Genomic DNA, 25,893 nt, shown 5'->3' on the forward strand with positions numbered 1-25,893 from the left:
TCGCCCTTGCTTCTGGCAACATAAAGTCATCAAAACGCGTAAGGAACCTGCATGGCCCGGGCTAAATTAAAATTTCGACTGCATCGCACTGCTATCGTACTGATTTGTCTAGCTTTGCTTGTACTGCTTATGCAAGGCGCATCTTATTTCAGCCTCAGCCACCAATTGGCACGCTCCGAACAGGTGGAAGAGCTGGCGAAAACGCTGGCGAAACAGGTGGCTTTTAGCCTGTCACCGATTATGGATAGCAACAATGACGACGTGGATAGCCAGAAGGTCGATGAAGTCCTGAAACAGTTGACGCAGGCTAGCCGCATACTGGATGCCAGTGTGTACTTGATTGACGGCACTTTGGTCGCGGATTCTGGAGAAAAAGTCAAAGTGCGTGATCGGTTAGCGCTGGACGGCAAGCGCCCCGGCAGTTATTTCAATCATCAGATTGTGGAGATGATTCCCGGCAAGAACGGGCCTAGCGGCTTTTTGCGCATGACTTTGGATACCCACGTACTGGCAACCGAATCCAAGCAGGTGGATAACACCACCAACTTACTGCGTTTAATGATTTTGGTCGCGCTGGCGGTCGGTATTATTCTGGCCAGAACCTTATTACAACATCGCCGTAGCCGCTGGCAACAATCCCCTTATCTGCTCACGGCCAATACGCCAGTAGAAGAAGACAGCGAATCAGGGGAATCATCCGATGCGGATTCAACTGCCAGCAAATCTACGGAAAGAACCGAGGGATCGCAGGACAAAAAGTAGGTTCAGGCCATGCGTTTGATACGTGGCGTTTGTGAAGCAAATTTTTCCTGTACTTAGCAAGCTATCGCTTTGAATTCCGAGTTGATATCAATAGATAGGGTAATATCTGGAACCTGTTGCCGCATATTACCGGTGCTCGCCGGAGCAAATGCCAGAGGCAACATATCGTAGATAGGCACCAAAGATAACGGCCAATTCCTAGAATGCTAGAAAGATAGATTCCCTTGATGCGCATCGGTATTTGCTATTAAGACGCCAAATGCGCACGCTATGCAAAACCGAACTAAGGTTTCGGCACTAATCAACCCTTTCTCCGCTAGCTCTTTGCATACTTTTGAGCAACTGGACGTTGGCATACCGATAAATCCCGCGTTTACCACCGCCAGCGATACCATGCCCATACGCCCGCGTTGACCGTTCCACGTCTAAAAAGGTCTGTTTGCCCTGATTACGAAAAACGCGGCTGACCACCGCCGAATATCCGGCACAGCAGGTAAACTTGGGCTGCTCCCCTCTTGCCGATGATCCGACTATTTCACCCGCCAATGCCATTTAGGGCAGCTTAGTATAGCGCTGAGGCTTATCCATTGGTTGAATAGGTGCTACATCCGATTTGTCTAACCAACGCTGATAGCTTTCCTACCCGAGAAGAATATTGCTATACATATCATCTGCCATACGAGAGAGAGCAATAAGAATGATGAATAAATTTATAGCTCTAATAATATGATATATAAAGAAATGAGAATAAAACGGTGCAGAATAGTGAATAGAAAGAAAAAGAGAAACAGAGAGTTTGGATAAAAAAAGAGCCGCAGCGGAGTGTGCGGCTCAGAAAAAATAATAGCCTAGGCTATTACTCTTTATCGCCCAGCAGAACAGATTCCAACGCAATTTCGATCATGTCGTTGAAGGTCGTTTGACGTTCTTCTGCGGTGGTTTGCTCACCGGTACGGATATGGTCAGAAACGGTACAGATAGTCAGCGCTTTTGCACCGAACTCTGCCGCTACGCCGTAGATACCGGCAGCTTCCATTTCCACGCCCAAAATGCCATATTTTTCCATTACATCAAACATTTGTGGGTCTGGTGTATAGAATAAATCAGCGGAGAAAATGTTACCGACGCGTGCTGGAACACCTTTGGCTTTCGCTGCGTCAACAGCGTTACGCACCATATCGAAATCAGCGATAGCCGCGTAATCGTGATCTTTAAAACGCAGACGGTTAACTTTTGAATCGGTGCAGGCACCCATACCAATCACAACGTCACGCAATTTTACATCGTTACGCACTGCGCCACATGACCCCACGCGAATGATTTTTTTCACGCCGAAATCGGTGATCAGTTCTTTTGCGTAGATTGAGCAGGATGGAATACCCATACCGTGACCCATTACCGAGATCTTGCGGCCTTTATAAGTACCGGTGAACCCCAGCATGCCACGCACATTGTTAACCTGACGCACGTCTTGCAGGAAGGTTTCTGCGATAAATTTTGCACGCAGCGGGTCCCCTGGCATCAGGACAACGTCAGCAAAATCACCCATTTCAGCATTGATATGTGGCGTAGCCATAATTATTTTCCTTATAAATCAAAATATTAAATAAAATTACCGGTCGGGCCGCCATGAACGGTCTGACGCAGATAATCAAAACATGGGTTTGCCGTAATCCATCGGTGACAAATCAAAATATTTCGCGACAGTCTGGCCGATGTCGGCGAAAGTATCGCGATGACCGAGAGAACCCGGTTTCACTTTTGGACCGTAAACCAGCACTGGAATGTGCTCACGGGTGTGATCGGTACCCGGCCAGGTTGGATCGCAACCGTGGTCCGCGGTGAAGATGATAATGTCGTCATCTTTCACCAGTTCTAGCAATTCTGGCAAGCGGCGATCGAACAGTTCCAGCGCCGCGGCATAACCTGCCACATCGCGGCGGTGACCGTAAGATGAGTCGAAATCTACGAAGTTGGTAAAGACGATGGTGTTATCGCCCGCTTTCTTCACTTCTTCCAAAGTAGCGTCGAATAAAGCATCAATACCGGTAGCTTTGACTTTGTGAGTAATCCCCACGTGTGCGTAAATATCGGCGATTTTGCCGATCGAAACCACTTCACCTTGCTTCTCATCAACCAGCTTTTTCAAAATGGTTGGCGCTGGCGGCTCAACGGCCAGATCGTGGCGGTTACCAGTACGCTGGAAGTTACCCGGTTTATCGCCGATAAACGGGCGAGCGATAACGCGGCCAATGTTGTAGCCGCCTTCGGTTAACTCTTCACGAGCGATTTCACACAGCTCATACAGACGATCTAAACCGAAAGTTTCTTCGTGGCAAGCAATCTGGAAAACCGAGTCAGCGGAGGTATAGAAAATCGGCTTGCCGGTTTTCATATGTTCTTCGCCCAACTGATCCAGAATTACAGTACCGGATGAATGGCAGTTTCCTAGGTAGCCTGGCAGGTTGGCACGCTTAACCAATTTATCCAGCAATTCCTGCGGGAAACTGTTCTCAACGTCGCTGAAATAGCCCCAATCAAACAGAACGGGCACACCTGCAATTTCCCAGTGGCCTGACGGAGTGTCTTTACCGGAAGATAATTCGCTGGCGTAAGCATAGGCGCCAATGATGTCAGCATCTTTATCCAGGCCCACAGGGAAAGTACCGCAGGATTCCTCAGCGGCTTTACCTAGACCCAAACGGCTCAGGTTCGGCAACGTCAGCGGGCCTTTGCGCCCAATATCAGCTTCACCACGGGCACAGGCTTCAGCGATGTGGCCGAGGGTGTTGGCACCTTCATCGTTAAACTTGCCAGCATCAGCGCTAGCACCGATACCAAATGAGTCTAATACCATAATAAATGTACGTTTCATCATTTTCTCCTGCGTGAACTCACGCTGTGGGAGCAGCACGGCCAACAGGCCTTACTGCGCCAAATTCGTAGTGAATAAATCAAGCTTATTCGGTAATCCGACGATAAACCACCGGCGTTTGTTCTGGCGCTTTGTCACCCAGCGTCATTGCCGCGCGTACTGCATCAGCCGCCTGCTGCCAGTCACTTTCATTGTTAGCATGAATCACTGCCAACGGACGTTCACTATCCATTTTATCGCCCAGACGCGCCATATCGGTCAGGCCTACGCTGTAGTCGATTGCATCGGTCGCGCGGCGACGACCACCACCCAGCGCTACCACAGACATCCCCAGCGCGCGGGTATCCATCGCAGTGATAATACCCGGTTTTTCTGCAAAGACCGGTTTGCTTAGCATCGCCACCGGCAGATAGCTGTCATAACGTTCAACGAAATCAGTTGGGCCTTTCTGAGCCGCAATCATACGACCAAAAACTTCGGCCGCTTTACCGTTATCCAATACCGCCTGTAGCTTGGCGCGCGCATCGGTTTCAGAGTTCGCCAGCCCGCCGGAAAGCAACATTTCAACGCACAGCGCCATCGTCACTTCCAGCAAGCGTGGATTACGGTATTCACCGGTCAGGAAGCGCACGGCTTCACGAACTTCCACACCGTTCCCGGCGCTGGATGCCAGCACCTGATTCATATCAGTCAGCAGAGCCGTTGTTTTACAACCCGCGCCGTTGGCCACGCCGACAATCGCCTGTGCCAAATCTGCGGACAGTTGATAGGTTGGCATAAAGGCACCGGAACCGACTTTAACGTCCATCACGAGCGCATCCAGTCCTTCCGCCAGTTTCTTCGCCAAAATAGAAGCGGTAATCAGCGGAATGGAATCCACGGTCGCCGTAATATCGCGAGTGGCGTAAAAACGTTTATCCGCCGGAGCCAATGAACTGGTCTGGCCGATGATTGCGACGCCAACATCCTGAATAATCTTCCGGAAGGCATTATCATCTGGGAAAATATCAAATCCAGGAATGGCCTCCAGCTTATCGAGTGTACCGCCGGTATGGCCCAAGCCACGGCCTGAAATCATAGGCACATAACCACCGCAAGCCGCTACCATTGGGCCGAGCATTAACGAAGTTACATCGCCAACGCCACCGGTAGAATGCTTATCTACGATAGGGCCGTTCAGCTTGAGACTTTTCCAGTCCAGCACGGTACCGGAATCGCGCATCGCCATAGTCAGCGCCACGCGCTCAGGCATGCTCATATCATGAAAATAAATGGTCATTGCCAAAGCGGCGATCTGCCCTTCGGAAACAACATTGTCGCGAATACCATTGATAAAGAAACGTATTTCTTCTTCGCTCAGCGGCTGGCCGTCGCGTTTTTTACGAATAATTTCTTGTGCCAGAAACAAGGCATCCCCCTGCTTGACCTGAATGGGAAATCGAAAAGCACATTGTGTCTTTTCAGCAATAGCAACACGGCGGGCGGATTGCCCGTCGTGCATCTGCAATAATTAATAACCGCCGGTTTTGGCTGTGCTGTGATGACCTAAAGTGGTCAGCAAGCTGGCTAACAGGCTGGATGCACCGAAGCGGAAGTGGCGCGCATCCGCCCAATCTTCACCCATGATATCGTCAGCCAGTTTCAGGAATGCAGCCGCGTCTTCTGCAGTACGCACGCCGCCAGCAGGCTTGAAGCCGACGTCTTTGCCTACGCCCAAATCGTGAATGGTGCGAATCATGATTTCCGCACTTTCCAGCGTCGCGTTCACCGGTACTTTCCCGGTTGAGGTTTTAATGAAATCAGCGCCCGCTTTAATCGCAATTTCAGAAGCCTGACGGATCAAATGCTGCTGTTTCAATTCGCCGGTTTCGATAATGACTTTCAGCAATACGTTGGCGGCGGCACAGGCCTCTTTGCACACTTTCACCAGCTCGAAGCCCACTTTATCGTTACCAGCCATCAGCGCACGGTACGGGAATACCACATCGACTTCATCAGCGCCGTAGGCAATTGCCGCACGGGTCTCGGCCAAAGCAATGTCGATATCGTCATTGCCATGCGGGAAATTGGTCACGGTGGCAATGCGGATTTCAGGGGTGCCCTGTTCACGTAGCGTTTTACGAGCAATCGGAATAAAACGAGGATAAATGCAGACAGCCGCGGTGTTACCCGCAGGGCTTTTCGCCTGATGACAAAGATCGATAACCTTTTGATCGGTATCGTCGTCGTTCAGGGTGGTCAAATCCATCAAACTGAGCGCACGTTTCGCGCTGGCGGTTAAATCGGTCATAAAACTCTCCAACTCTATTTCAGCTTCGGCACCGCGCCAAAGCCGAGCATTCATTTATGAACTGACGGCAATTTCCTATGGAAATTCCAGGCCATGCAGCTCAACACGTTGGCGAGCGGACTTGGTTCCTTGAAGATAGCGCCCTTGGGATTTTTCTCCCGCAGCGGCAACTGAGATCCATCTCACCGCACTTAGCTTTTCCACAAGAAAAGCCAGCTGTCTCTATTTGAACATGAAGCGCTCAAATGAGATGTGTTAATGCTCACATTAATTAATAGTGATTTGTAACAGGCCTGAATTATATGTGAATTGAATCACAAAATAACCTGATTTATCGATAAGTGAGGACTCTCTTTCGCTCTCGCATCAAGAATAGCCTATTCATCGAATTCCGCGCGACGACGGTGATGGCAATACGCACAAACGGACTGAGCAACCGGAAGGGTGAAACAGGCTGGCGGGGGATAACCTTCCCCCGCCAGCACGCTATTCTACAAACAATCGACCTTTGCAGAATATTATATTTTACAAATCGATATGAATTACAGGGCCAGGAAGAAACCGGCGATGGTGGCGCTCATCAGATTAGATAAAGTCCCCGCGGCCACCGCTTTCAAACCGAAACGAGCAATGTCATGACGGCGATTCGGCGCCATGCTGCCCAGGCCGCCCAACAGAATTGCCACGGATGAAAGGTTGGCGAAACCGCACAGAGCAAAGGAAATGATGGCTTTGGTATGATCGGAAAGCACTGGCAAACCAGCGGCAATAACCAACTCATCGGCTTTCAAATACTGACCGAAGTTCATAAAGGCCACAAATTCGTTGACGATAATTTTCTGACCGATAAAGGAACCGGCAACCATCGCTTCGCTCCACGGCACGCCAATCAGGAAAGCAATTGGTGAGAATACCCAACCTAGAATCAGTTCCAGCGAGAGCTGTGGATAATCAAACCAGCCGCCAATACCCCCCAAAATGCCGTTTAACAAAGCAATTAACGCGATGAATGCCAACAGCATTGCACCGACGTTTAACGCCAATTGCATACCGGAGGCCGCACCGCTCGCCGCTGCATCGATAACGTTCGCTGGGCGATCGGCTTCAGGAATCAGCTTGGTTGCATCTTCGTGATCGTGAGTTTTTTCGGTTTCCGGCACCATCAGTTTGGCAAATAGCAACCCACCCGGCGCAGCCATAAAGGACGCGGCAATCAGGTATTCCAACGGCACGCCCATTTGCGCATAACCCGCCAATACTGAACCCGCAACCGACGCTAGGCCACCGCACATCACGGCAAACAGCTCGGACTGAGTCATAGTAGAGATGTACGGACGCACCACCAGCGGCGCTTCTGTCTGACCAACGAAGATATTCGCGGTAGCCGATAGGGATTCAGTGCGGGAAGTCCCCAGCAGTTTTTGCAGGCCGCCACCCAGTACGCGAATCACCAGTTGCATGATACCGAGGTAATAAAGTACCGCGATCAGAGAGGAGAAAAAGACGATAACCGGCAGAACGCGCAGGGCGAAAACAAAGCCGCCGCCACCGAAAACTTCAAACATTTTGTCGGAGACCAGTCCGCCGAAAATAAATGAAATTCCTTCGTTACCATAGGCGATAACATTCGCTACGCCTTCAGACATTCCGCCCAAAATACGGCGACCGATCGGCACATACAAAACCAATGCTCCGACGCCAATCTGGATAAGAAAAGCGCCTACGACGGTGCGGATATTAATTGCTCTAAAGTTACTCGAGAGTAATACGGCAATTAATATCAGTACCGCCATCCCGACCAAACTCATGATGGGTTGCATCTGATGTTCCCTGTGTGTGTATTAAATGGAGAGTGACACGATTTAATATGCGTTCAGGCCGCATATTTCTGTTTTAGATTCGGGGGGGATTATAGCGTTATGGTTCAAATCGCAAACAATCCCTGTCACAAATAAACACACAAAGAAGCAACTAAATGGCTGGAAGTGTGATCCAATTCACACAATTATAACTATTATGAGTAGTCGAGATGTTACCACGCTAAGTAACACATTCAGCTGCTTCAATGGCGTTCAGCACGTTGTTAGCCATCCATTCATACTCAATAGATTTTTCATTGCAGCAATGCGGCAGCTGAGCGAGTGGCTGGGAACTTAGCCGACTCCGTCACTGGGATAAATGAAGATAGTCAACACAACTGTGCTGTGACAAATGAAAGCGATTACGCCGGAGGAAGATTAAACAAACGCACACTGTTGGCATAAAGCTGCTGCGCAATCACATCCGCGGGTTCGGAGCGTAATGCACACAGCACAGTGAACACGTCCGCCGCGCGTTCAGGCCGATTCGGTTGTCCCTGAAAACCGGCCAGCGGCATATCCGGCGCATCGGTTTCCAGCAACAGCGCTTCCAGCGGTAGCTCGGTCATCACTTTTCTGGTTTTCTGCGCTCGCTCATAGCTAATAGTGCCACCCACGCCGATGTAATAGCCTAATTTAATAAACGCTTGCGCTTGTACCAGACTACCGGCAAAACCATGTACGACACCGGTGCGCGGCAGATCGGCTTTACGCAGCGCACCGGCCAGCTGATCGTGAGTGCGGCGAGAATGCAAAATCACCGGTAAATCATACTGCCTAGCTAATTTAAGCTGCGCTTGTAATAACGCCAATTGGCGAGAGAACTGTGGATTTTCCATATACAAATCCAGCCCAATCTCGCCCACTGCAACCACTTTTGGCGATCTCTTCGCCAGCCGTTGCTCCAGTAAAGTCAGATGCGGCGCCTGATGCCTATCAATATACAGCGGATGCATTCCCAGAGCGGCAAACAGCGCCGGATAATCATGAGCCAAAGCCTGTATGCGATCGAAATATTCGGCTTCTACGGCGGGTACAATGATTTGCCTAACATTCGCCTGCGCAGCCAATGTCAGACTAGCCACTTCCGCTCCGCTAAACGGCGGAAAATCGAAATGGCAGTGAGTATCAATAAAATAAGCTGCGCTGCTGCTAGAACCTGACATTACGCCTGATCACCTTTGGATTTTTTTGCCTTAGCCGGCGGAGTGAAATCGGAAATCACCTGCGCCACTTTATTCCTAAGCTTAGCCGGTAAAATGAGTCCTTTTGCTAATGGCATATTCTCAGCGGGTAAGATTTTCCCCGTTTCAGCAAATTGACCCGAGTCACTCAGCAATGACGAGGCTACAATTTCAGACTGAATGTCTTGGCGTGGTTTAATTAAACGACGAGAGAAAACCACCTTACTCTTATCATCCGATCTGTTATCCCGAGGCAATAACCAGTGGCCCACGGTTGCCAAAAAATAACGGCCACAGCGGCGTCCTAAATGATAATCCCGATTTAGCGACGCTATCTTACTGCCCAAAGCGTTACTGGCTAGCGGCTTAGGTGGAAAAATTTCAAATACGCGTAATTTCCCCGGTGGTTTTTCAATAAACTTTTGAATGCGATGATAGCTATGCTCGTGCTGCTGCATAATTCGCACCAGTTGTTGTAGGCTGCTTTCGCTTAACCAATGCTCCATACGCTTCATCCACTGTGGCGTGTAATACATTTGCGAAGGCACAGTGCGAATCACGACAATGGTATCTGCTCCGCGTCGGTGAGCTTCCTCCACCGGAATGGCATCGCTGATACCGCCGTCCAGATAACTGATTCCATCCATTTCTACCCCTGAACGATAAAACCCAGGAATGGCGCTGGAGGCTTTAATCGCTGGCAGCCAGTTTTCTCTATTGGGCGCGATATAAGTCGGCGTGAAATCATCGCTGCGACAGGCGCACATCAAGAATTCACGTCCATTGGACAAATGCTTTTCCGCACGATCAATAGCTAGCGGCAGTTGCTCAGAAGTGATATTGACCAGCCAATCAAGATCGATTAGATGGCCGCCACGTACAAAGCGCAGAGGATTAAAGAAATCCGCACTGGTGGTATAACGCGTGATAACCCGACGAGCATAGCCCGGCTGGTCACAGATAAAGGCGGATAGATTCTGCGCACCGGCGGAAGTACCTATCATTAAATCGAATGGATTAAAGCGGGCTCGCTGAAATTCATCCAGCACTCCGGCGGTAAAAATCCCCCGCTGTCCGCCCCCTTCGCATACCAGCGCCATTTTCCCAGGCTGATAGGGTTTGTACGCTAATGGCTCAATATTGCCGAGCGTAATAGGTATTCTGTGTCCCACCATCCATCCTCAGTGAGTAGCAATAGACCCCGAGGATAGCTTGTCTTACACGCTTTGGTTAATCTTCTTGTAAATAATCATTGCTAATAAGCCGCTTTACGCCCGGTTACTCACTGATTAACATCGGAAAATAGGCTCTTATTGCTAATGATGCCTTCTTAATTTGCTATTGATAGTTTCTTAAATCGCTTCATTCGGCCAATGAAAAAGCCGCTGTTAATGACAGCGGCTTTTTAGCATAAAAAACAAGAATGTAATATCTTCCTACGCTAGCTAAAGACGTTTACGTCCGGTAAACAAACTGATCAAGAAGAGTATGATACCGACGACAAAGACCACTTTGGCCGCCCAGGCCGCCGTACCGGCTAACCCACCGAAACCAAGCGCCGCAGCAATCAACGCTATTACCAGAAAAATAATGCCCCAACGAAACATAAGCCTCTCCTTCCATCCGTATCTCAATAAAATTGACCCGCTGTAGTGCTGAACAACGCGCTTACTTCGGTATGGCTAGCTTGAAAAAGCCCCATCCATAGAGCACTTCAGCAATAACTAACGGGTCAACTCTCGGTTTTAAGTTCTTCAGAACGGCCTGTTACTCCACAGACCTTCTGTGGAAGTATTAAGGCTTAATGTTCAGATCGTTTTTTACACTTTTCACACCGTCGATGGCTTTCGCGATGCTTTCAGCGCGCTCAGCTTGTGCTTTATTTTCTACATCGCCCGTCAATAGGACGACACCAGCGGTGGTTTCTACGGTAATTTTGCGCGATGGAACGATATCATCGGCCAACAGTTTGGCTTTTACTTTGCTGGTCGTGGTTGCGTCACCGGCATATTCACCAACTGATTGTGTTTTCTGATCTTTTACATGCAGCTTATCACTGACAGATTTCACGCCTTCTACCTTGCCTGCGACAGCAACCGCACGCTCGGCTTCAGCCTGGCTGGATACAAAACCACTCAGAACAACAACGCCATTTTCAGTTTTCACCGAAATATCGCCGCTCTTAATAGTTTTATCCTCAACTAATGCACTTTTAACTTTAGCCGTAGTTGCGCTCTCATCCATGTAATTATCAACTTTTTTCATGGAGCTATCGATTTTCGCACCGGTGCTGTCTATCGTGCTGGATGCTTTATTGAGTAAAGTGTCTTCAGCCATTACGCTTCCGCTAACCAACGCAGAACCTAAAACAACAGCCATCACTGAACGTGCAAATGTAGTGTTTTTCATCGATTTTTCCTTTTTGGTGTGAAGCCAGTCAGTGTCAGTTGTTTCGCCACCGCTTTCGTGGCTCACTTAATGGATACTTCACAATTACTGTAGCTTCAATATTTCCAAGCTGGCAAAAATTGAGCTTGTTCAGTCAGACATACTGCAATTGCAATCTACAATTACGATGCCGACCTAAAACACCATTAAATTCAGCCATAAACAAAGTCTGGATTAACAAACTGAAGCAAAACCGCCTGCGACAACAGACAATAACGCTTAATCCAGAGCCATTTTTCGCTTACTGACTGATTTAACAGAATTAAACCTGTTTCTTTTGGCAATGAACAAACAAAAACATAACTGATTGATTCAAAATACTGTTTTTATCTGAACAATTGCCTAACACGCTTATAAATATAGACCACAGATAAAAAAAGACAGTAGGAATCCGCCTAAAGAGGCAGTATCGAAAGATTAGTAGGATGAATCCTAGAGGTGTAAATGATGAGGGAAACTAAAGATTCGGGGCAATGGATGCCCCGAATAATAAGGGATACAGCGGAGATTAATGCTCGCGAGTTTTACGGAAAATAACTTCCGGATAACGCTCTTGAGTAATATTCAGGTTAACCATGGTTGGAGCGATATAGCTTAGATTATCGCCACCATCCAGCGCTAGGTTCAGCTCATTCTTACGTTTGAACTCTTCAAATTTCTTCACGTCACTGCACTCAACCCAACGTGCGGTGGAAACGTTAACCGACTCGTATACCGCTTCAACGTTGTATTCACTTTTCAGTCTGGAAGATACCACCTCAAACTGTAGCACCCCTACCGCGCCCACGATCAGATCGTTGTTGGAGATTGGGCGGAATACCTGTACCGCACCTTCTTCCGACAGCTGAACCAGACCTTTCAGCAATTGCTTCTGTTTCAGCGGATCGCGCAGACGAATACGACGGAATAGCTCTGGCGCAAAGTTCGGGATACCGGTGAATTTCATATCTTCACCTTGAGTGAAGGTATCACCAATCTGAATGGTTCCGTGGTTGTGTAAGCCGATGATATCACCAGCAAAAGCTTCTTCCACATGGGAGCGGTCGCCGGCCATAAAGGTCAACGCATCGGAAATCACAACGTCTTTCTTGGTACGAACCTGACGCAGTTTCATGCCTTTTTCGTATCGGCCGGAAACTACGCGCATAAAGGCCACGCGGTCACGGTGTTTCGGGTCCATGTTAGCCTGAATTTTAAACACGAAACCGGTGAATTTCTCTTCTGACGCTACCACTTCACGCACATCGGTTTTACGTGGCATCGGTGCCGGAGCCCAGGAAACGAGGCCGTCCAACATGTGATCCACGCCAAAGTTACCCAATGCGGTACCGAAGAAGACCGGCGTTAAATCACCGGTCAGGAAAGCCTCATGATCGAACTCATGGGAGGCGCCCTGCACCAGTTCCAGCTCTTGACGGAATTGTTTGGCCAGATCTTCACCGACAGCAACGTCCAGCTCTGGGTTATTCAGGCCTTTAACAATGCGAACTTCCTGAATAGTGTGGCCTTTACCCGTCTGGTACAGGTAAGTTTCATCTTTATAGAGGTGGTAAACCCCTTTAAACAACTTACCGCAGCCGATTGGCCAAGTGATTGGAGAACAGGCAATTTTCAGCTCACGCTCCACTTCATCCAGCACTTCCATCGGATCGCGAATATCACGGTCCAGTTTGTTCATAAAAGTCAGAATCGGCGTATCGCGCAGGCGGGTCACTTCCATCAGCTTACGGGTACGATCTTCTACCCCTTTTGCCGCATCAATAACCATCAAACAGCAGTCAACAGCGGTTAGAGTACGGTAAGTATCTTCGGAGAAGTCTTCATGCCCCGGGGTGTCCAGCAGGTTTACCAGACATTCCTTATACGGGAACTGCATCACCGAGGTGGTGATGGAGATACCGCGCTGTTTCTCCATTTCCATCCAGTCGGATTTGGCGTGGTTATTGGAGCCACGGCCCTTTACCGTACCGGCAGTCTGGATAGCCTGTCCGAACAGCAACACTTTTTCAGTGATGGTGGTTTTACCGGCATCAGGGTGGGAAATAATGGCGAAAGTACGTCTTTTCGCCACTTCTTGTGCGTATTCACTTGGAGACATAGTTAGATATTTCTACTTTGGGCCGCCCTGCTCTGGCATCACTTCGAGTCATGCATGATTCAGGAAAGCGAGAATCAGTGTTATAGCGCGATATTTTCCCTGATTTAACCGGGATAGACAATCGATGAAAATACCTGCGACAGCGAAACCGGCTTTAAGCCAAAGGTAACGCCATCATGATGGCATCTTCGCGCCCATTCGCGCTGGGATAGTAGTTACGCCGCACCGATACTTCATTAAAGCCAAGGCTGTCATACAGCGCGATGGCGCGGGCGTTTGAGGCTCTTACCTCCAGCCAAAGTGTGACTACATCACGCGTCTCCAACTGTTCAATCAAATGTTCAAGCAGTAAGCGGCCACAGCCTTGGCGCTGATACTGCGGATCAATGGCGATATTAAACAGCGTGGCTTCGTCCAATACAATTTGTGTAATCGCGAAACCGGCCATTTGCTGATCGACCGTCAGCTTATAGTTGAGGTAACGTTCGCCCTGATTACTGGCTAGGGTCTTTTCCGTCCACGGAAATTCGTGGCTGGCTTGCTCAATCTGATACGCGGTGACCAGATCGGCTGGCGTCAGGATAGAAATCTGCTTCATGGTGACAAATCTGCTGCCAAAGTGCGCGCTTCGCGCCCGCATCTTGATAAAGCTCGGTCAACGCCGGGCTGTGTAATTGTGCACCGGCCAGCGCAAGCGGCTCGCTGATACCCAATCGCCAACTATTACACTGCGTATCTTCCGGCAGCATCGCCACCTGATCCGGCGTCAGGCTATATACCTGAGCGGCGCTCAGGCCAAGGCTGCGCACGATATCACACAGCAATGGATCGTCCTGACCGGGGAGCGTTTCCGCCACAATAAGCAGGCGAATATCCTCGGGTAAACTTACTGCAATTTCGCCTTGCAACACGGCGGGACGGCGTAGTGTCCACTGTGTAATGCCAAGCTGTTGCAATAGCCAGTCTCGTCTTGATGCCATGCTATTTCCTGTCAAGATACCCGTGTTTCGGCGCTATGCTAGCAAACACATCGAATATGCGCCAACAAACCTCTATAATCCCCGATCATATTATTAAGGAGCCAACGACTGATGTCCGCATTAACCCCAGCCAGTGAAGTGATGCTGCGCCATAGTGATGAGTTTATTCAACGCCGCGTGATTTTTGCCGGCGACCTACAGGACGCGTTACCGGCGCAGTTCGAAGCAGCCGAGGTGCGTGTTCACACTAACCAATATCACCACTGGCAATTACTGAGCAATACGCTGGAAGACAATGTTCAATTCGGTCTGCTGGCTGACGCCGATTTTCTGGCGCAAAGTGATACGCTGATTTACTACTGGCCAAAAAGCAAACAAGAAGCTCAGTTCCAACTGGCTAACCTGCTGTCTATGCTGCCAATCGGCACCGATATTTTCATCGTCGGTGAAAACCGCTGTGGCGTACGCAGCGCAGAAGAAATGCTGACTGATTTTGCCACGTTGACCAAAATCGACAGCGCGCGCCGCTGCGGTTTGTACCATGCTCGTTTGGATAAACAGCCTGAATTTAATCCAGAAGGCTGGTGGCATAGCTATCAGGTTGATGATGTCACCATCAAAACTCTGCCAGGCGTGTTCAGCAAAGACGCACTGGATTCCGGCAGCTACCTGCTGCTCTCCACCTTCAACGAACCTTTTAAAGGTCGCGTGCTGGACGTCGGCTGCGGTGCAGGCGTATTGGCTTCGGTATTATCTAAACAGTCACCGAAGATTAAATGGACTCTGAGCGACGTAAGCGCTCCCGCCATCGAAGCCAGCCGAGCGACCTTAGCTGCCAACGGAATCGAAGCAGAAGTGATCGCGAGTAACGTTTACTCTGACATTCAGGGACGTTTCGATATGATTATTTCCAACCCACCGTTCCATGATGGATTACAAACCAGTTTACACGCGGCAGAAATGCTCATTCGTGGTGCAACCGGCCATTTGCACGTTGGTGGTAAGCTGCGCATCGTGGCCAACTCCTTCCTGCCTTATCCGGCGCTGTTAGATGCCGCGTTTGGCAGCCATGAAGTACTGGCACAAAACGGACGTTTCAAGGTTTATCAGGCGACCGTTGGCCGCGCTCCCCGCGCAAAAGCCAAACGTTAATAATCTGAGACTGAAATAATTTGGCGTTTAAATACTCAAACGTTAAGATTTTTAAGATCAGCACGTCATGTTGCAGCGCATAGCCGCTGCCGCATGGCGTAAACACCGTCTACTCACTTATTCCGTACTTTGCCCGCCTTTCACCCCAAAATTTCCCGCTTATTTCAGGCTTCTTATTGACGAGGTCACCTTTAATTTCCGATGACCTCATCAGTCATGCTGACAAAAAAACGCTAAAAAGCCCGATATCTCGATGAATCAGCCGAATAACTGCGGATATGCTGTTTTTTACAGCAACTGCCCCGATAAAGGGAAATAAGTATTGACCTGCACAGGAAAATCTCTAGAATTCGCCCCCGTGGTTGCATCACAAAAGTGATGAACAAGGTACGCGATGGTGGCGGAATTGGTAGACGCGCTAGCTTCAGGTGTTAGTGTTCTTACGGACGTGAGGGTTCAAGTCCCTCCCTTCGCACCACACTGATTGAATTCCTCGGTTTTATCCCTTCTTGTTATGTGCAAGCGATATAGCATTTGGCTATAGATCACTTAGCGGTATTCGTTCCAAAGCACTTAGTTATCTTCCCAAAAAAACTTCCCTATTTTGCTCTAAATACGGCGTAATTCAGCCCGCATTCATACATGAGTCAAAACTGCAAGCAGACCGCCAGTCATTGCCAGACAGGAAGGAATCAACAGAAAATGGCGCAGCCGCGGGTGGTACAGCATACTCAACGTTGCCAACATCGCGGCGACAATAATGCCACGCAGCTCGGCCACGCTAAATTCTCCCCAGCCCAGCAAAGGTAAAAGCGCGCAAGGCAGTAAAACACCCCATCCGCTGGCCATTCGACTCAGTAAGAAATCGTTTAGCCTCCACGACCGGCAGGCTGCTATTGTCGCTCCAATCATGATAATACCCCACACCAAGTGATAATGATAACCAATATCATATAACACTCTGTAGTTAAGTGCATCATTTTGCGTAGCAGCTCGACATCATGATGACATGCCGATCCAAAGATGGTAATTTTGTATTAAGAAAAATCTTAAAAAGATTTAAATAAGAATAATTTCAAAGAAAAACTATTTATCGTGCCCCTTAAATCAGGCGGCATGAGGATATTGTTTATTTGTCTGCGGACAGCATTACATACACAGAGTGAATTTAATATGAACGGCCATTCCTACGATCAGCTATTGAAAAGTAAGCATCGGCTTTCTTTACTGCTCTTTTTATTTTTAAATGCGTCTTCATCTATTTTTAATATGTTATTACCGGCTCACCACACTCCAGCATTTACTTTGCCGGTGGTATTGATTGCTATTCTCAGCATTAGTGCATTGTTATTCATCATATTTTTTTCGAAGGATTATGCGAATAAACTGAATATATTCGCATTTGTTCTCGGTATTCTGTGGACATGGCAAATCATTCTTAAATATGAATATTTGGGACGAGACGAAAATAACTTCTTATTGATCAGCCTGTTTACTATCTTCTTTATCAGCACTATCGCGCTTTCCGATAATTTTATCGCCTTTTGTTTACATTCAGCGCCAGCGGCGATTGCCGTGATTTTACTGGACGATTTCCAGAATATCTTCCGCATTATATTCACGGTTATGCTGCCACTCATTGGTTTTTGCTTACATCATCTGATGCTGCGCCGCAGCGATGAATTCACCCGAAAATTGGTCGCCCATTTATACAATGAACGAGAAAAATTCAGTGATTTAAGCATGATAGATCCATTAACTAATCTGTATAACCGACGCGGCCTAGAAAGTAAGCTGGAAAGCCTGCTAACGCAGTCGCCGGGGAATCATTATGTTTTGTTGTTGGATATTGACCATTTCAAGGCCTATAACGACAATTACGGCCATACTATGGGCGATCAGGCTTTAGTGCGGGTTGCTGCAGCCATTCGCGATGCCGTGCGTTCGCGAGATATCGTGGTGCGCTACGGTGGAGAAGAGTTTCTGGTATTGCTGACCCACGTTAGCGAAGAATACGCCTCACAGCTGGCCGAACGCGTTCGCCAGCGCGTGCTAGGACTGGATATTCCCCACGTTTTCAATCACAAAGTTTCTACTACGGTCACGCTCAGCGCGGGTATTTCACCACTGCAACCCTTGGATTTGCCAGCTTCGCTAAAAGCCGCGGATGAAGCACTGTATCAAGCCAAGAAAGACGGTCGCAATAAAGTCGCTTTTGCCAGCGATACGCTCACTAACGTGGAATCCGTCCACTAAATCTCCGCGGTTAGCCAGACAATCTCTTCTCTGTGGGGCGATGTATTTGCCCTGCCAATAAAATACCAGATCGCTCCTCTCCGGCATTAGATTTCACCACGCCAGACGGGAAGATCTATTTACTAATATGAATGATTAAATAAATGCATTAAAAATCTGTTGAGTTTATTCGAATGAATCAGTCGGTTTATTGTGAAAATGATTCACGTAAGTTATCCCGTCCCTATGTATATTTCTAATATCTGAATTTAGCTAATTTCGTTTAGTAACTATTTTTATAGAATGTTATTTCTGCGGTTACAGGCATAATTTTTTTGAAGGCTGGTGACACGAAATAACAAAAGGAAATGGCGGCGCAGGGAACAATTGGTCGAACACTATCAGAAACCCGGCCAGTACTTGGCCGGGTGAACGGCTTTAGAATGATACAGAACCTTGCACAAAGAAGGTGCGCGGCTCACCGACATATTTGCCGGAATTGTTATCATTTGAACGAGTGAAATAACGCTGGTCAAATAGGTTTTTCACCCCAGCGCCTAACGTCAGATTTGACCACTGTGGTCCGAAATTATATTCCGCTCGAGTATTCCACACCATATAACCCGGAATATTACCAAACTGGCCGTCGGCGCTTTCTTCGGTAAGATAAATCGGACCGCTACCCGGTGAACGCTGCTTAGATTGCGCATAACTATCCAGATTCCAGGTCCAGTTTCCGGTCTGATAACGGGTTCCAAGGGTGTATACCTGGCGGGAATAGAACGGCAGATCCTTACCCGCAAACGCGCCGCCTTCGGTCGTCGCTTTGGTGTAGGTATAGCTGGTATAAACGCTCATACCCTCCAGTGTCGGGTTCAATTCACTCAAATCGTAACTGAACGCCATTTCAATCCCTTGATGCTTGGTCGCGCCCAGATTGGTCCAGCCGATATCATTGCTGATGTATTGCAGTTGGTTATCGAAATCAATGTAGAACAGCGTCACTTCACCGGTGATTAGCGTGTCATCGAAGCGAGTACCCATTTCGTAGGTATGCGCTTTCTCTGCGGTCAGACCCGGCGCGGGTGCGTTACCGTTGCCACCTTTGCTCAATTGGAAGTACTGCATACTGCCAAAAGAGGTATTAGCATTAGCAAACAGCTTCCATTCATCAGACAGATGATACATCAGGTTCAGGGATGGCAGCGGCTCACTGTAATGCTTCTCACGAGCGGTTTGTGAGAAAGAATCATCAACGTTGGTGCTGATTTTTTCATAACGCAGACCCGGTGTGATCGTCCAGTTGCCAACGTTTATCGCATCATCGATATACACCGCGTGGGCTTCTGTGCCGCCAGAGGTATGCTGGTAGTAATCAGGCGTCGCCGGTGTAGAAGACTCAGAACCCGGAGCATACCAGACAGAACGATAGGCTTTCTCGTCCATGGTTTCATTCAGATAACGATAGCCTACCGTCACCTCATGGGAACTGCTGCCCAAACGGAACAATTGGGAATAACTCGGCTCAATAGCCCAGGTGGTGTAATTACGCGGATAAGCAACCATCCGTTTTTTACCCACATTTGCGCCAGTGCCTTCAGATTCAATATTGCTACCGCGGAAGCTTTTGGTGAAATAAGTCAGTAATTCAAACTGCTTATCTTCTTCCTGATGTTTATATTTGAAAGACATGTCGCGGCGGCGGCCATCGAACTGGTCGAATGGCCGAGTGGACTGGAATGGGTTTTGTGCATATTGCGCACGGGTCAGGCCGCCTGGCATACCGGCGTGGGCTTCGTAATAATGGAAGTTGGCCAATAGCTCATCATTCGGCGTGATTTCATAACGCGTTTTCAGCAGAAAATCGTCGATATCGGTATTGTCGTTACTATCGCGATACCCCTGGCCATGTAAACCAGAGTACATCAACGCCGCGCCGAAGCCGTTATCCGCCGTACCGCCCAAAGAAGCGCTGGATAGCGTTTTCAGGCCGCCGTGGCTAGCGCCTTGAGTCTGCGCACTCACCGCGCCGCTAAACTCTTTAGGAATCGCTTTGGTATTAAAGTTAATAATGCCCCCCACGTTCTGCGGCCCATAACGCACCGCTCCGCCGCCGCGAATCACGTCGATAGACTGTAGATTTCCGATGGATAACGGCGCCATAGATAACTGTGGCTGTCCGTAAGGAGCCACCGCCAGCGGAATGCCATCCTGCAAAATGGTGGAACGCGGTGACAGACGTGAAGTTAAACCACGAACACCAACGTTAAGGGAAATATCGCTACCGCCAGTGCCGTTGCTTTCGCGCACCTGAACGCCGGGAATACCGCGCAATGAATCACCAATAGTCTGCGCACCTTTTTCCTGCAAACGCTGCTGGGTGACGATGGTTCGCGCCCCCGGATGATTCAGCACAACCGTGCTGTTGTCGGTGTTATCCAACCAGTTACCCACTACCGAAAGCGTGTCGCTTTTACCGCTGGCAGGTGCATCCTGAGTGGTCGTTGGCTGGCTATCATCAACCTGAGTTTTTTTATCCGCGGCATAGGTAGGCAATGCCAGCGCAATAGATGCGGCTAGCAAGGAAAGACGAGTAAAAGTAAACATATGAGGTTTATTCCGAAAGGAAATGTATATGAATGTATTTTTTAGAAACGCTAATCTTAATGATTCTGCTTACCAAGTAAATCGATATTGGCAATAAATCGAATCAGAGTTTATTTCAGTCGAAGTCGTGATTGGCCACGGTTTACGTAGAAAACCGCAAACGAGCATGAAGCACACAAGCCCGTTGAGCAGAGCAGTTATTCAAAATGGCCAATAAAATCGCCTCAATAGAACAGGCTCAGAAATATCCTCCCGTAAAGGGAGGATTAGCAGGAGAAATGAGCGTGGCGGGAATTATTTAGCCTCAACCCAAAACACGCCGCTGTAATCCAGCGCGGTGTATTTTTGATGCAACATCTTGATATCTGCCAGAGGGTCAAGATCGCTAAATAGCGCCGGATGCAGGAATTTAGCAATGGCTTCAACGGCAATCACGTTGAACGGCGTATCGTAAAACTGATGATAAATCGCCATAACCTTCTTATCTTTGACCGATTGCAGCACGCTGATGCCGGTGCGATTCATCAGGTGTTTCAGACGCGCCTGCGTGGTAGCTTCATCGGTGCTATAACCGAGCGGAACCGCTAAAGTACCTCGATGCCCGCGACTCCAGTCAGCGCCGGTCATCAGATAAAAATCGGGGTTACTGGCAATCAGTTGCTCAACATTCACGTCCCCGCCCATTGCCGGAAATAGCTTGCTTCCAACGTTATTACCGCCTGCAACATCGATAAATTGTCCGAAACTGCCTTTCCCAAAAGTGCTGCAACAATCATCGCCTTTCATTCCGGCGCTACGCTCGATAAACACACTGGGGCGCTGCTCTGGTTTTAAGGTCGCAACCCGCTCACGAACCAAATCCAAACGTTGCTGATAGAACTGAATAAAGGATTCAGCGTTCGCCTCCTCACCAAAGACTTTGCCGAGTAATCTCATACTTGGCACCGTATTGGTGAGCGGCTGCTGACGGAAATCGATGATTAAGACCGGCAGCCCGGCTTTTTCTAGCTGCCGTAACACGCCGCTGCTTTTCAGTTTTTCCAGCAAACCAACATCAAAAATTATCAGATCTGGCCTAAAGACTACCGCTTGTTCCACGCTAAAATCAGAAACGTATGGGTTTTCAAAAATAGGAATCTTATTGATTTCAGGGAATTTCTTCGCGTAAGCCTCTACCAGATCTGGCGCTTTGACTTTTAGCGAATTATCCCAGGCAATAATATTTTTTAGCGGCGTATTCGGATGCAAAATATTCAGCGCTAGCAAGGCTCTGGCGTCAGCCAAAATGACTCTGGAAGCGGGCTGAGGCAATGTTACTTCACGCCCCGCTACATCGGTAACCACAATAGGTGCAGCCAACGCAGACCAGGACATAAGGATCGCCAGCGAAGCCAATAGCCAGCGGGCTGCGCGGAGAAGACTAACGGGCATGATATATCCTTGATAAATGCATAATAAGATTCGAACGCTAATGATAATCCATATCTTTTGTTTTTAAACTACCCAATATTTCTCACTGCAATAAAATCGATGAGATCACGTTATTACTCACTTTTTCAGATTACTTCAGGAATTTTGTTGCTTTGCTAAACCGATTCTTCTAATTTTAGCCACCAATAGGATTGGATAAAATTGAGGATCATCATGAAGAATTCAGTGTGGGTTTTAGGCGATGCTGTGGTTGATCTTGTGCCTGAAAATTCAAACAGTTACCTTAAATGTCCCGGCGGAGCACCGGCAAACGTCGCCGTGGGAATTGCGCGCTTAGGGGGAAAAAGCGCCTTTATTGGCCGGGTTGGCGACGATAGCTTTGGCCGTTTTTTGCAGCAGATATTGCAGCAGGAAAATGTCGATACCCGCTACATGACGCAAGATCCTCAATATCACACCTCAACCGTGGTGGTAGATTTAGATCAAAACGGCGAACGCTCCTTTACTTTTATGGTTAATCCAAGCGCCGATTTATTCCTGCAACCTGATGATTTACCGGAATTTGAAGCCAATCAGTGGCTTCACGTTTGCTCCATTGCGCTCAGCCGTGAACCCAGCCGTAGCACCGCATTTGAAGCGATGAAGCGCCTCAAAGCCGCCGGTGGTTGGGTCAGCTTCGATCCTAATATTCGGGAAGATATCTGGCAAAATCCGGAGGAATTACTGCCGTGCCTGCATCAGGCACTGCAATTGGCGGACGTGGTAAAACTGTCGCTGGAAGAACTGGCATTTATCAGCGGTACCAATGAAACCACCCTAGCGATAGAGCAGATAATGGCACAATTCCCGTGCAAATTGCTGCTGGTCACGCTGGGGGCTGATGGCGTATGGCTGCATAATCGCGCCGATTTGCAGCAATATCCAAGCCGCAAAGTCACTCCGGTAGATACTACTGGCGCGGGTGATGCCTTCGTCGCCGGGCTGCTGGCCGCCTTGGCGTGCCAGCCAGACTGGGTTAAAGGTACAAATCTTACCGCGGCTATCGCTCAGGCTCAGGCCTGCGGCGCACTCGCGACCACGGCCAAAGGCGCGATGACCGCATTGCCGAGCTCCAACCAACTGGCCCATTTTTTGGAAACCACGATTTAACCCGCTGATACCTGCCGGATCTCTCTGTTTTATCGAAGTTATCCGGCAATAACTACTTATTTGCCTTTCCTCCAACCCCGCTATATATTTTCTGCCTATACCTACCTGCCCGCTATTTTCTCTTCTGAAAGGAACTCAACGTGAAATCTTTGTCTGCGGCCTTGCTGCTCAGCATCTTACCCGTGGCAGCATTTGCTACACCAATGCCTTTTGTTATTGATAAAGACCATAAAGGGCAATTAACTATTGAGCAGTTTGAAGGATCAAATAGCGACGGCGGGCGTTTCGAGGTGCTGTTACCCTCCGGAAAAACGCAGGAACTGGGCGGTTTTGAATTTATTGATGATGGTAAAAATCCGGGGGCCAGTTTCACTGATTTCAACTTCGATGGTTATAACGATATCGCCATCGATGTGCCGGTCGGCATGGTGAACTTTGAGACTTTCATCTACCTTTGGCAGCCTGAAACAGGCCAATTTAAAGCACTAAAACCGAATAATCCTGGCGCCTGCGGCCAGTTTTCCGATGTGACGCTGGATGAGAAAAACAAAACCATCATTTCATCCTGCCGTGGTGGCCCAGTCTGGTATAGCGACAAATTTAAATACGATGATCAAGGGAAGCTCTATCTGGCCTCGGATATGGAATTAAACATGGGCGTAGCTCCCGATCACGACATTTCAACCTTCGCCTTTTTCGAACGCTACTACGATCCTCAAGGTAAGAAAATCAGTCAACAGGCGATTGGGATTGAAGGTGAACCTTATGTTTATACAGTAAAAAATGAAAAATTACGTCTGTATAACGCACCGAACAAAGATCAGAAATCAGCGATGTATCTGGTGAAAGGCGATCAAGTCGCGATCGTGGATTTAACCGTTCTGGAGAACACTAATAGTACTTGGGTAAAAATCAAATATGCCAACAAAAAGCGCGGTGATATTTATAAATGGGTCGCCGCCGATGAAACCGAACGTTCAGTACCGCAGGAGTAATTCCTGCAACATTCAGGTAATGACCCCGCTTTAACCGCCTCTAATGTAGTGAACTTCTCCAGCGTGCCGATTCCGGCGCGCTTTTTTATGGCTAAAACCCAGCCAACTCTGTTTAAAACGATCGATTTGTAAGCTGGATCACAATGGCTGAAACGGGTTAGCAAAATGTTTTGCTAACTCAGGGTTAACTCCATTATGTTAACCCTGAAAAACCGGTTTAGCTGTTTAGCAAATAACAACGAATCACATATCGAGTGATATAAAAATGATGATAAAACCTAGCTATCTCGCTGTAACTATTGGACTTATTCTCTCATGTTCGGCCACCAGCGTTACGGCAGCTTCCACCAGTGACATTGAAGTGCGCTTAAATGCGTTGGAACAACGCTTACAGCAGGCGGAGCGACGGGCGCAACAGGCTGAAGCACGGGCAGAAATTGCAGAAAAACAGGCGAAACGATTAGAAGCACGCACCGCACAGGCAGAGGAAAAAACCGTAGAAGTGGCCAAACGCACTGAGAAGCTAGAAAGCAAAACTCCGGCAGACAGTGGCTTTGAGTTCCACGGCTACGCCCGTTCCGGGCTGCTGATGAATAGTAACGGAGCCAGCACCCAAGGCGGCCCAGATGTTACGCCGGCAGGCAGTACCGGCGGTAATATTGGGCGTCTGGGCAACGAACCCGATACTTACGTTGAGCTGAGTCTGGAGAAAAAACAGACGCTGTCAAACGGCGCAACTACTCGCTTTAAAGCGATGCTGGCAGACGGTCAGCGCGACTATAACGATTGGACCGGCAATAATAGCAAACTCAATGTGCGTCAGGCTTTCGTGGAATTAGGCTCTCTGCCCACTTTCACAGGCGCATTCAAGGACAGTACGCTGTGGGCCGGTAAACGTTTCGATCGGGATAACTTTGATATTCACTGGCTGGATAGCGATGTGGTATTCCTCGGCGGCACCGGCGGCGGTATTTACGATGTGAAATGGAATGAAAATCTGAAAAGTAACTTTTCACTTTACGGTCGTCATTTCGGTGCCATTGAAGGCATTGATGATGAAATCCAGAACTACATTTTCACTGCCAATAACTTCGCTGGCCCGTTCCAATTCATGCTAAGTGGCCTACGTGCCAAAGATAACGATCAGCGGAAAATCAACGGCGTTGTCGCCAGCGATAACGCGGCGGAGAAAGGCTTCCACGCTATGCTAGCCTACCACGGTGACAGCTTCTACGGCCTGCGCGACGGAACATCTAAAATCGCGGTGCTCTACGGCCACGGCTTAGGTGCCGAAGTAAAAGGCCTTGGTTCCGACGGCAATCTGAACGAAAGCGCCAATACCTGGCGTATCGCCACCTACGGCACCACGCCGCTCAGCAAGAACTGGAGTTTGGCACCGGCGATTATGGCTCAGCAGAGCGAAGATCGTTATGTTCAAGGTGACAGCTATAAATGGGTGACATTCAACACCCGCTTTATTCAGGAGATAACCGAAAACTTCGCGCTGGCCTACGAAGGCACCTATCAATATATGAATTTAGACCCACGGGGCTATAACAACTATAAAGATGTCAGCGGCGGTTTCTATAAATTGACCTTCGCACCAACCTTTAAAGCCGGTGATATTGGGAATTTCTTTAGTCGTCCGGAACTGCGCGTTTTCGCTACCTATATGGACTGGAGTAAAGATCTGGATAGCTACTCTCAGCAGGATGCTTTCGGTAAAAATGATTTTACCGCCGGTGGTCAATGGAACTTTGGTGTGCAAATGGAAACTTGGTTCTGATGATAACTGACCGTCGAACCGCAACGACGACGGCCATAAGTC

Annotated in this window: 21 protein-coding genes, 1 tRNA gene and 1 pseudogene; 7 read left to right on the forward strand and 16 right to left on the reverse strand. The window is 48.6% G+C overall.

Annotation, left to right across the window (positions count from 1 at the left end; translation table 11 throughout):
- Positions 1-51: 51 nt before the first annotated feature.
- Entirely contained in the window at positions 52-762 is a 711-nt protein-coding gene (locus AD970_RS11605; RefSeq protein ID WP_049599012.1) for a YtjB family periplasmic protein, read from the forward strand.
- Positions 763-1,059: 297 nt separating this feature from the next.
- On the opposite strand, the gene AD970_RS18505 is transcribed toward AD970_RS11605, so the two are convergent.
- The 13 genes from AD970_RS18505 to AD970_RS11665 all read right to left on the reverse strand — a co-directional run bounded on the left by AD970_RS18505 (position 1,060) and on the right by AD970_RS11665 (position 14,496).
- The gene (locus AD970_RS18505) at positions 1,060-1,314 is read right to left on the reverse strand and encodes a hypothetical protein (RefSeq protein WP_053215273.1); all 255 of its coding nucleotides are present in this window, start codon (positions 1,312-1,314) and stop codon (positions 1,060-1,062) included.
- A gap of 304 nt (positions 1,315-1,618) precedes the next feature.
- Positions 1,619-2,338: a purine-nucleoside phosphorylase gene (deoD, locus tag AD970_RS11615; RefSeq protein WP_049599015.1), complete on the reverse strand. Its 720-nt coding sequence runs from the start codon at positions 2,336-2,338 to the stop codon at positions 1,619-1,621.
- A gap of 75 nt (positions 2,339-2,413) precedes the next feature.
- Positions 2,414-3,637, reverse strand: a complete 1,224-nt coding sequence (gene deoB, locus AD970_RS11620) for a phosphopentomutase (protein ID WP_049599018.1) — start codon at positions 3,635-3,637, stop codon at positions 2,414-2,416.
- 85 nt (positions 3,638-3,722) lie between these two features.
- Positions 3,723-5,045: a thymidine phosphorylase gene (deoA, locus tag AD970_RS11625; RefSeq protein ID WP_049599115.1), complete on the reverse strand. Its 1,323-nt coding sequence runs from the start codon at positions 5,043-5,045 to the stop codon at positions 3,723-3,725.
- Positions 5,046-5,147: 102 nt separating this feature from the next.
- Positions 5,148-5,927 (reverse strand): deoxyribose-phosphate aldolase, encoded by a 780-nt coding sequence (gene deoC / locus AD970_RS11630; RefSeq protein WP_049599118.1) that lies wholly within the window; start codon positions 5,925-5,927, stop codon positions 5,148-5,150.
- A gap of 542 nt (positions 5,928-6,469) precedes the next feature.
- The gene (locus AD970_RS11635; RefSeq protein ID WP_209429078.1) at positions 6,470-7,735 is read right to left on the reverse strand and encodes a NupC/NupG family nucleoside CNT transporter; all 1,266 of its coding nucleotides are present in this window, start codon (positions 7,733-7,735) and stop codon (positions 6,470-6,472) included.
- A 413-nt stretch (positions 7,736-8,148) separates the two neighbouring features.
- On the reverse strand, positions 8,149-8,952 hold the full coding sequence (locus AD970_RS11640) for a TatD family hydrolase (RefSeq protein ID WP_049599023.1): 804 nt from the start codon (positions 8,950-8,952) through the stop codon (positions 8,149-8,151).
- Positions 8,952-10,145, reverse strand: coding sequence for a patatin-like phospholipase family protein (locus AD970_RS11645; RefSeq protein WP_049599025.1), 1,194 nt, complete (start codon positions 10,143-10,145; stop codon positions 8,952-8,954). The genes AD970_RS11640 and AD970_RS11645 overlap by 1 nt, the downstream gene beginning before the upstream one ends.
- A 270-nt stretch (positions 10,146-10,415) precedes the next feature.
- Positions 10,416-10,577 carry a DUF1328 domain-containing protein gene (locus tag AD970_RS18905; protein WP_004389381.1) on the reverse strand — a complete coding sequence of 54 codons (162 nt, stop codon included), beginning with the start codon at positions 10,575-10,577 and terminating at the stop codon, positions 10,416-10,418.
- 187 nt (positions 10,578-10,764) lie between these two features.
- The gene (osmY, locus tag AD970_RS11650; protein ID WP_049599027.1) at positions 10,765-11,379 is read right to left on the reverse strand and encodes a molecular chaperone OsmY; all 615 of its coding nucleotides are present in this window, start codon (positions 11,377-11,379) and stop codon (positions 10,765-10,767) included.
- Between the two features lie 547 nt (positions 11,380-11,926).
- Positions 11,927-13,516 (reverse strand): peptide chain release factor 3, encoded by a 1,590-nt coding sequence (gene prfC, locus AD970_RS11655; protein ID WP_049599029.1) that lies wholly within the window; start codon positions 13,514-13,516, stop codon positions 11,927-11,929.
- Positions 13,517-13,670: 154 nt separating this feature from the next.
- A complete protein-coding gene (gene rimI / locus AD970_RS11660; RefSeq protein WP_049599032.1) occupies positions 13,671-14,114 on the reverse strand; it encodes a ribosomal protein S18-alanine N-acetyltransferase in 444 nt (147 codons plus the stop codon).
- The gene (locus AD970_RS11665; RefSeq protein WP_049599034.1) at positions 14,059-14,496 is read right to left on the reverse strand and encodes a DNA polymerase III subunit psi; all 438 of its coding nucleotides are present in this window, start codon (positions 14,494-14,496) and stop codon (positions 14,059-14,061) included. Before AD970_RS11665 ends, rimI begins: the two co-directional genes overlap by 56 nt.
- Positions 14,497-14,607: 111 nt before the next feature.
- On the opposite strand from AD970_RS11665, the gene rsmC reads away from it, so the two are divergent.
- Together rsmC and AD970_RS11675 are read left to right on the forward strand one after the other, a co-directional pair.
- Positions 14,608-15,648: a 16S rRNA (guanine(1207)-N(2))-methyltransferase RsmC gene (gene rsmC / locus AD970_RS11670; RefSeq protein ID WP_049599037.1), complete on the forward strand. Its 1,041-nt coding sequence runs from the start codon at positions 14,608-14,610 to the stop codon at positions 15,646-15,648.
- 391 nt (positions 15,649-16,039) lie between these two features.
- Positions 16,040-16,126: transfer RNA gene (locus AD970_RS11675), tRNA-Leu, on the forward strand.
- Positions 16,127-16,284: 158 nt separating this feature from the next.
- Here the strand turns inward: AD970_RS11675 and AD970_RS11680 are convergent.
- A pseudogene (locus AD970_RS11680) lies at positions 16,285-16,601 on the reverse strand (DUF1435 family protein).
- 220 nt (positions 16,602-16,821) lie between these two features.
- Here AD970_RS11680 and AD970_RS11685 point away from each other — a divergent pair.
- Positions 16,822-17,904 (forward strand): GGDEF domain-containing protein, encoded by a 1,083-nt coding sequence (locus tag AD970_RS11685; RefSeq protein WP_049599038.1) that lies wholly within the window; start codon positions 16,822-16,824, stop codon positions 17,902-17,904.
- Between the two features lie 417 nt (positions 17,905-18,321).
- Here AD970_RS11685 and AD970_RS11690 read toward each other — a convergent pair whose 3' ends face one another.
- Both AD970_RS11690 and AD970_RS11695 read right to left on the reverse strand, forming a co-directional pair.
- Positions 18,322-20,490 carry a TonB-dependent receptor family protein gene (locus AD970_RS11690; RefSeq protein ID WP_049599040.1) on the reverse strand — a complete coding sequence of 723 codons (2,169 nt, stop codon included), beginning with the start codon at positions 20,488-20,490 and terminating at the stop codon, positions 18,322-18,324.
- A 294-nt stretch (positions 20,491-20,784) separates the two neighbouring features.
- Positions 20,785-21,921 (reverse strand): ABC transporter substrate-binding protein, encoded by a 1,137-nt coding sequence (locus tag AD970_RS11695; protein WP_049599043.1) that lies wholly within the window; start codon positions 21,919-21,921, stop codon positions 20,785-20,787.
- A 213-nt stretch (positions 21,922-22,134) separates the two neighbouring features.
- Here AD970_RS11695 and AD970_RS11700 point away from each other — a divergent pair, with 213 nt between their 5' ends.
- From AD970_RS11700 to AD970_RS11710, 3 genes are all read left to right on the forward strand, one after another.
- On the forward strand, positions 22,135-23,070 hold the full coding sequence (locus AD970_RS11700) for an aminoimidazole riboside kinase (protein ID WP_049599045.1): 936 nt from the start codon (positions 22,135-22,137) through the stop codon (positions 23,068-23,070).
- 140 nt (positions 23,071-23,210) lie between these two features.
- Complete coding sequence (locus AD970_RS11705; RefSeq protein ID WP_049599046.1) at positions 23,211-24,065, forward strand: SH3 domain-containing protein; 855 nt, start codon at positions 23,211-23,213, stop codon at positions 24,063-24,065.
- A gap of 265 nt (positions 24,066-24,330) precedes the next feature.
- The gene (locus tag AD970_RS11710; RefSeq protein WP_084728151.1) at positions 24,331-25,851 is read left to right on the forward strand and encodes a carbohydrate porin; all 1,521 of its coding nucleotides are present in this window, start codon (positions 24,331-24,333) and stop codon (positions 25,849-25,851) included.
- The last annotated feature ends 42 nt before the right edge of the window (positions 25,852-25,893 follow it).

Source organism: Yersinia nurmii (assembly GCF_001112925.1).
Lineage (GTDB): Bacteria > Pseudomonadota > Gammaproteobacteria > Enterobacterales > Enterobacteriaceae > Yersinia > Yersinia nurmii.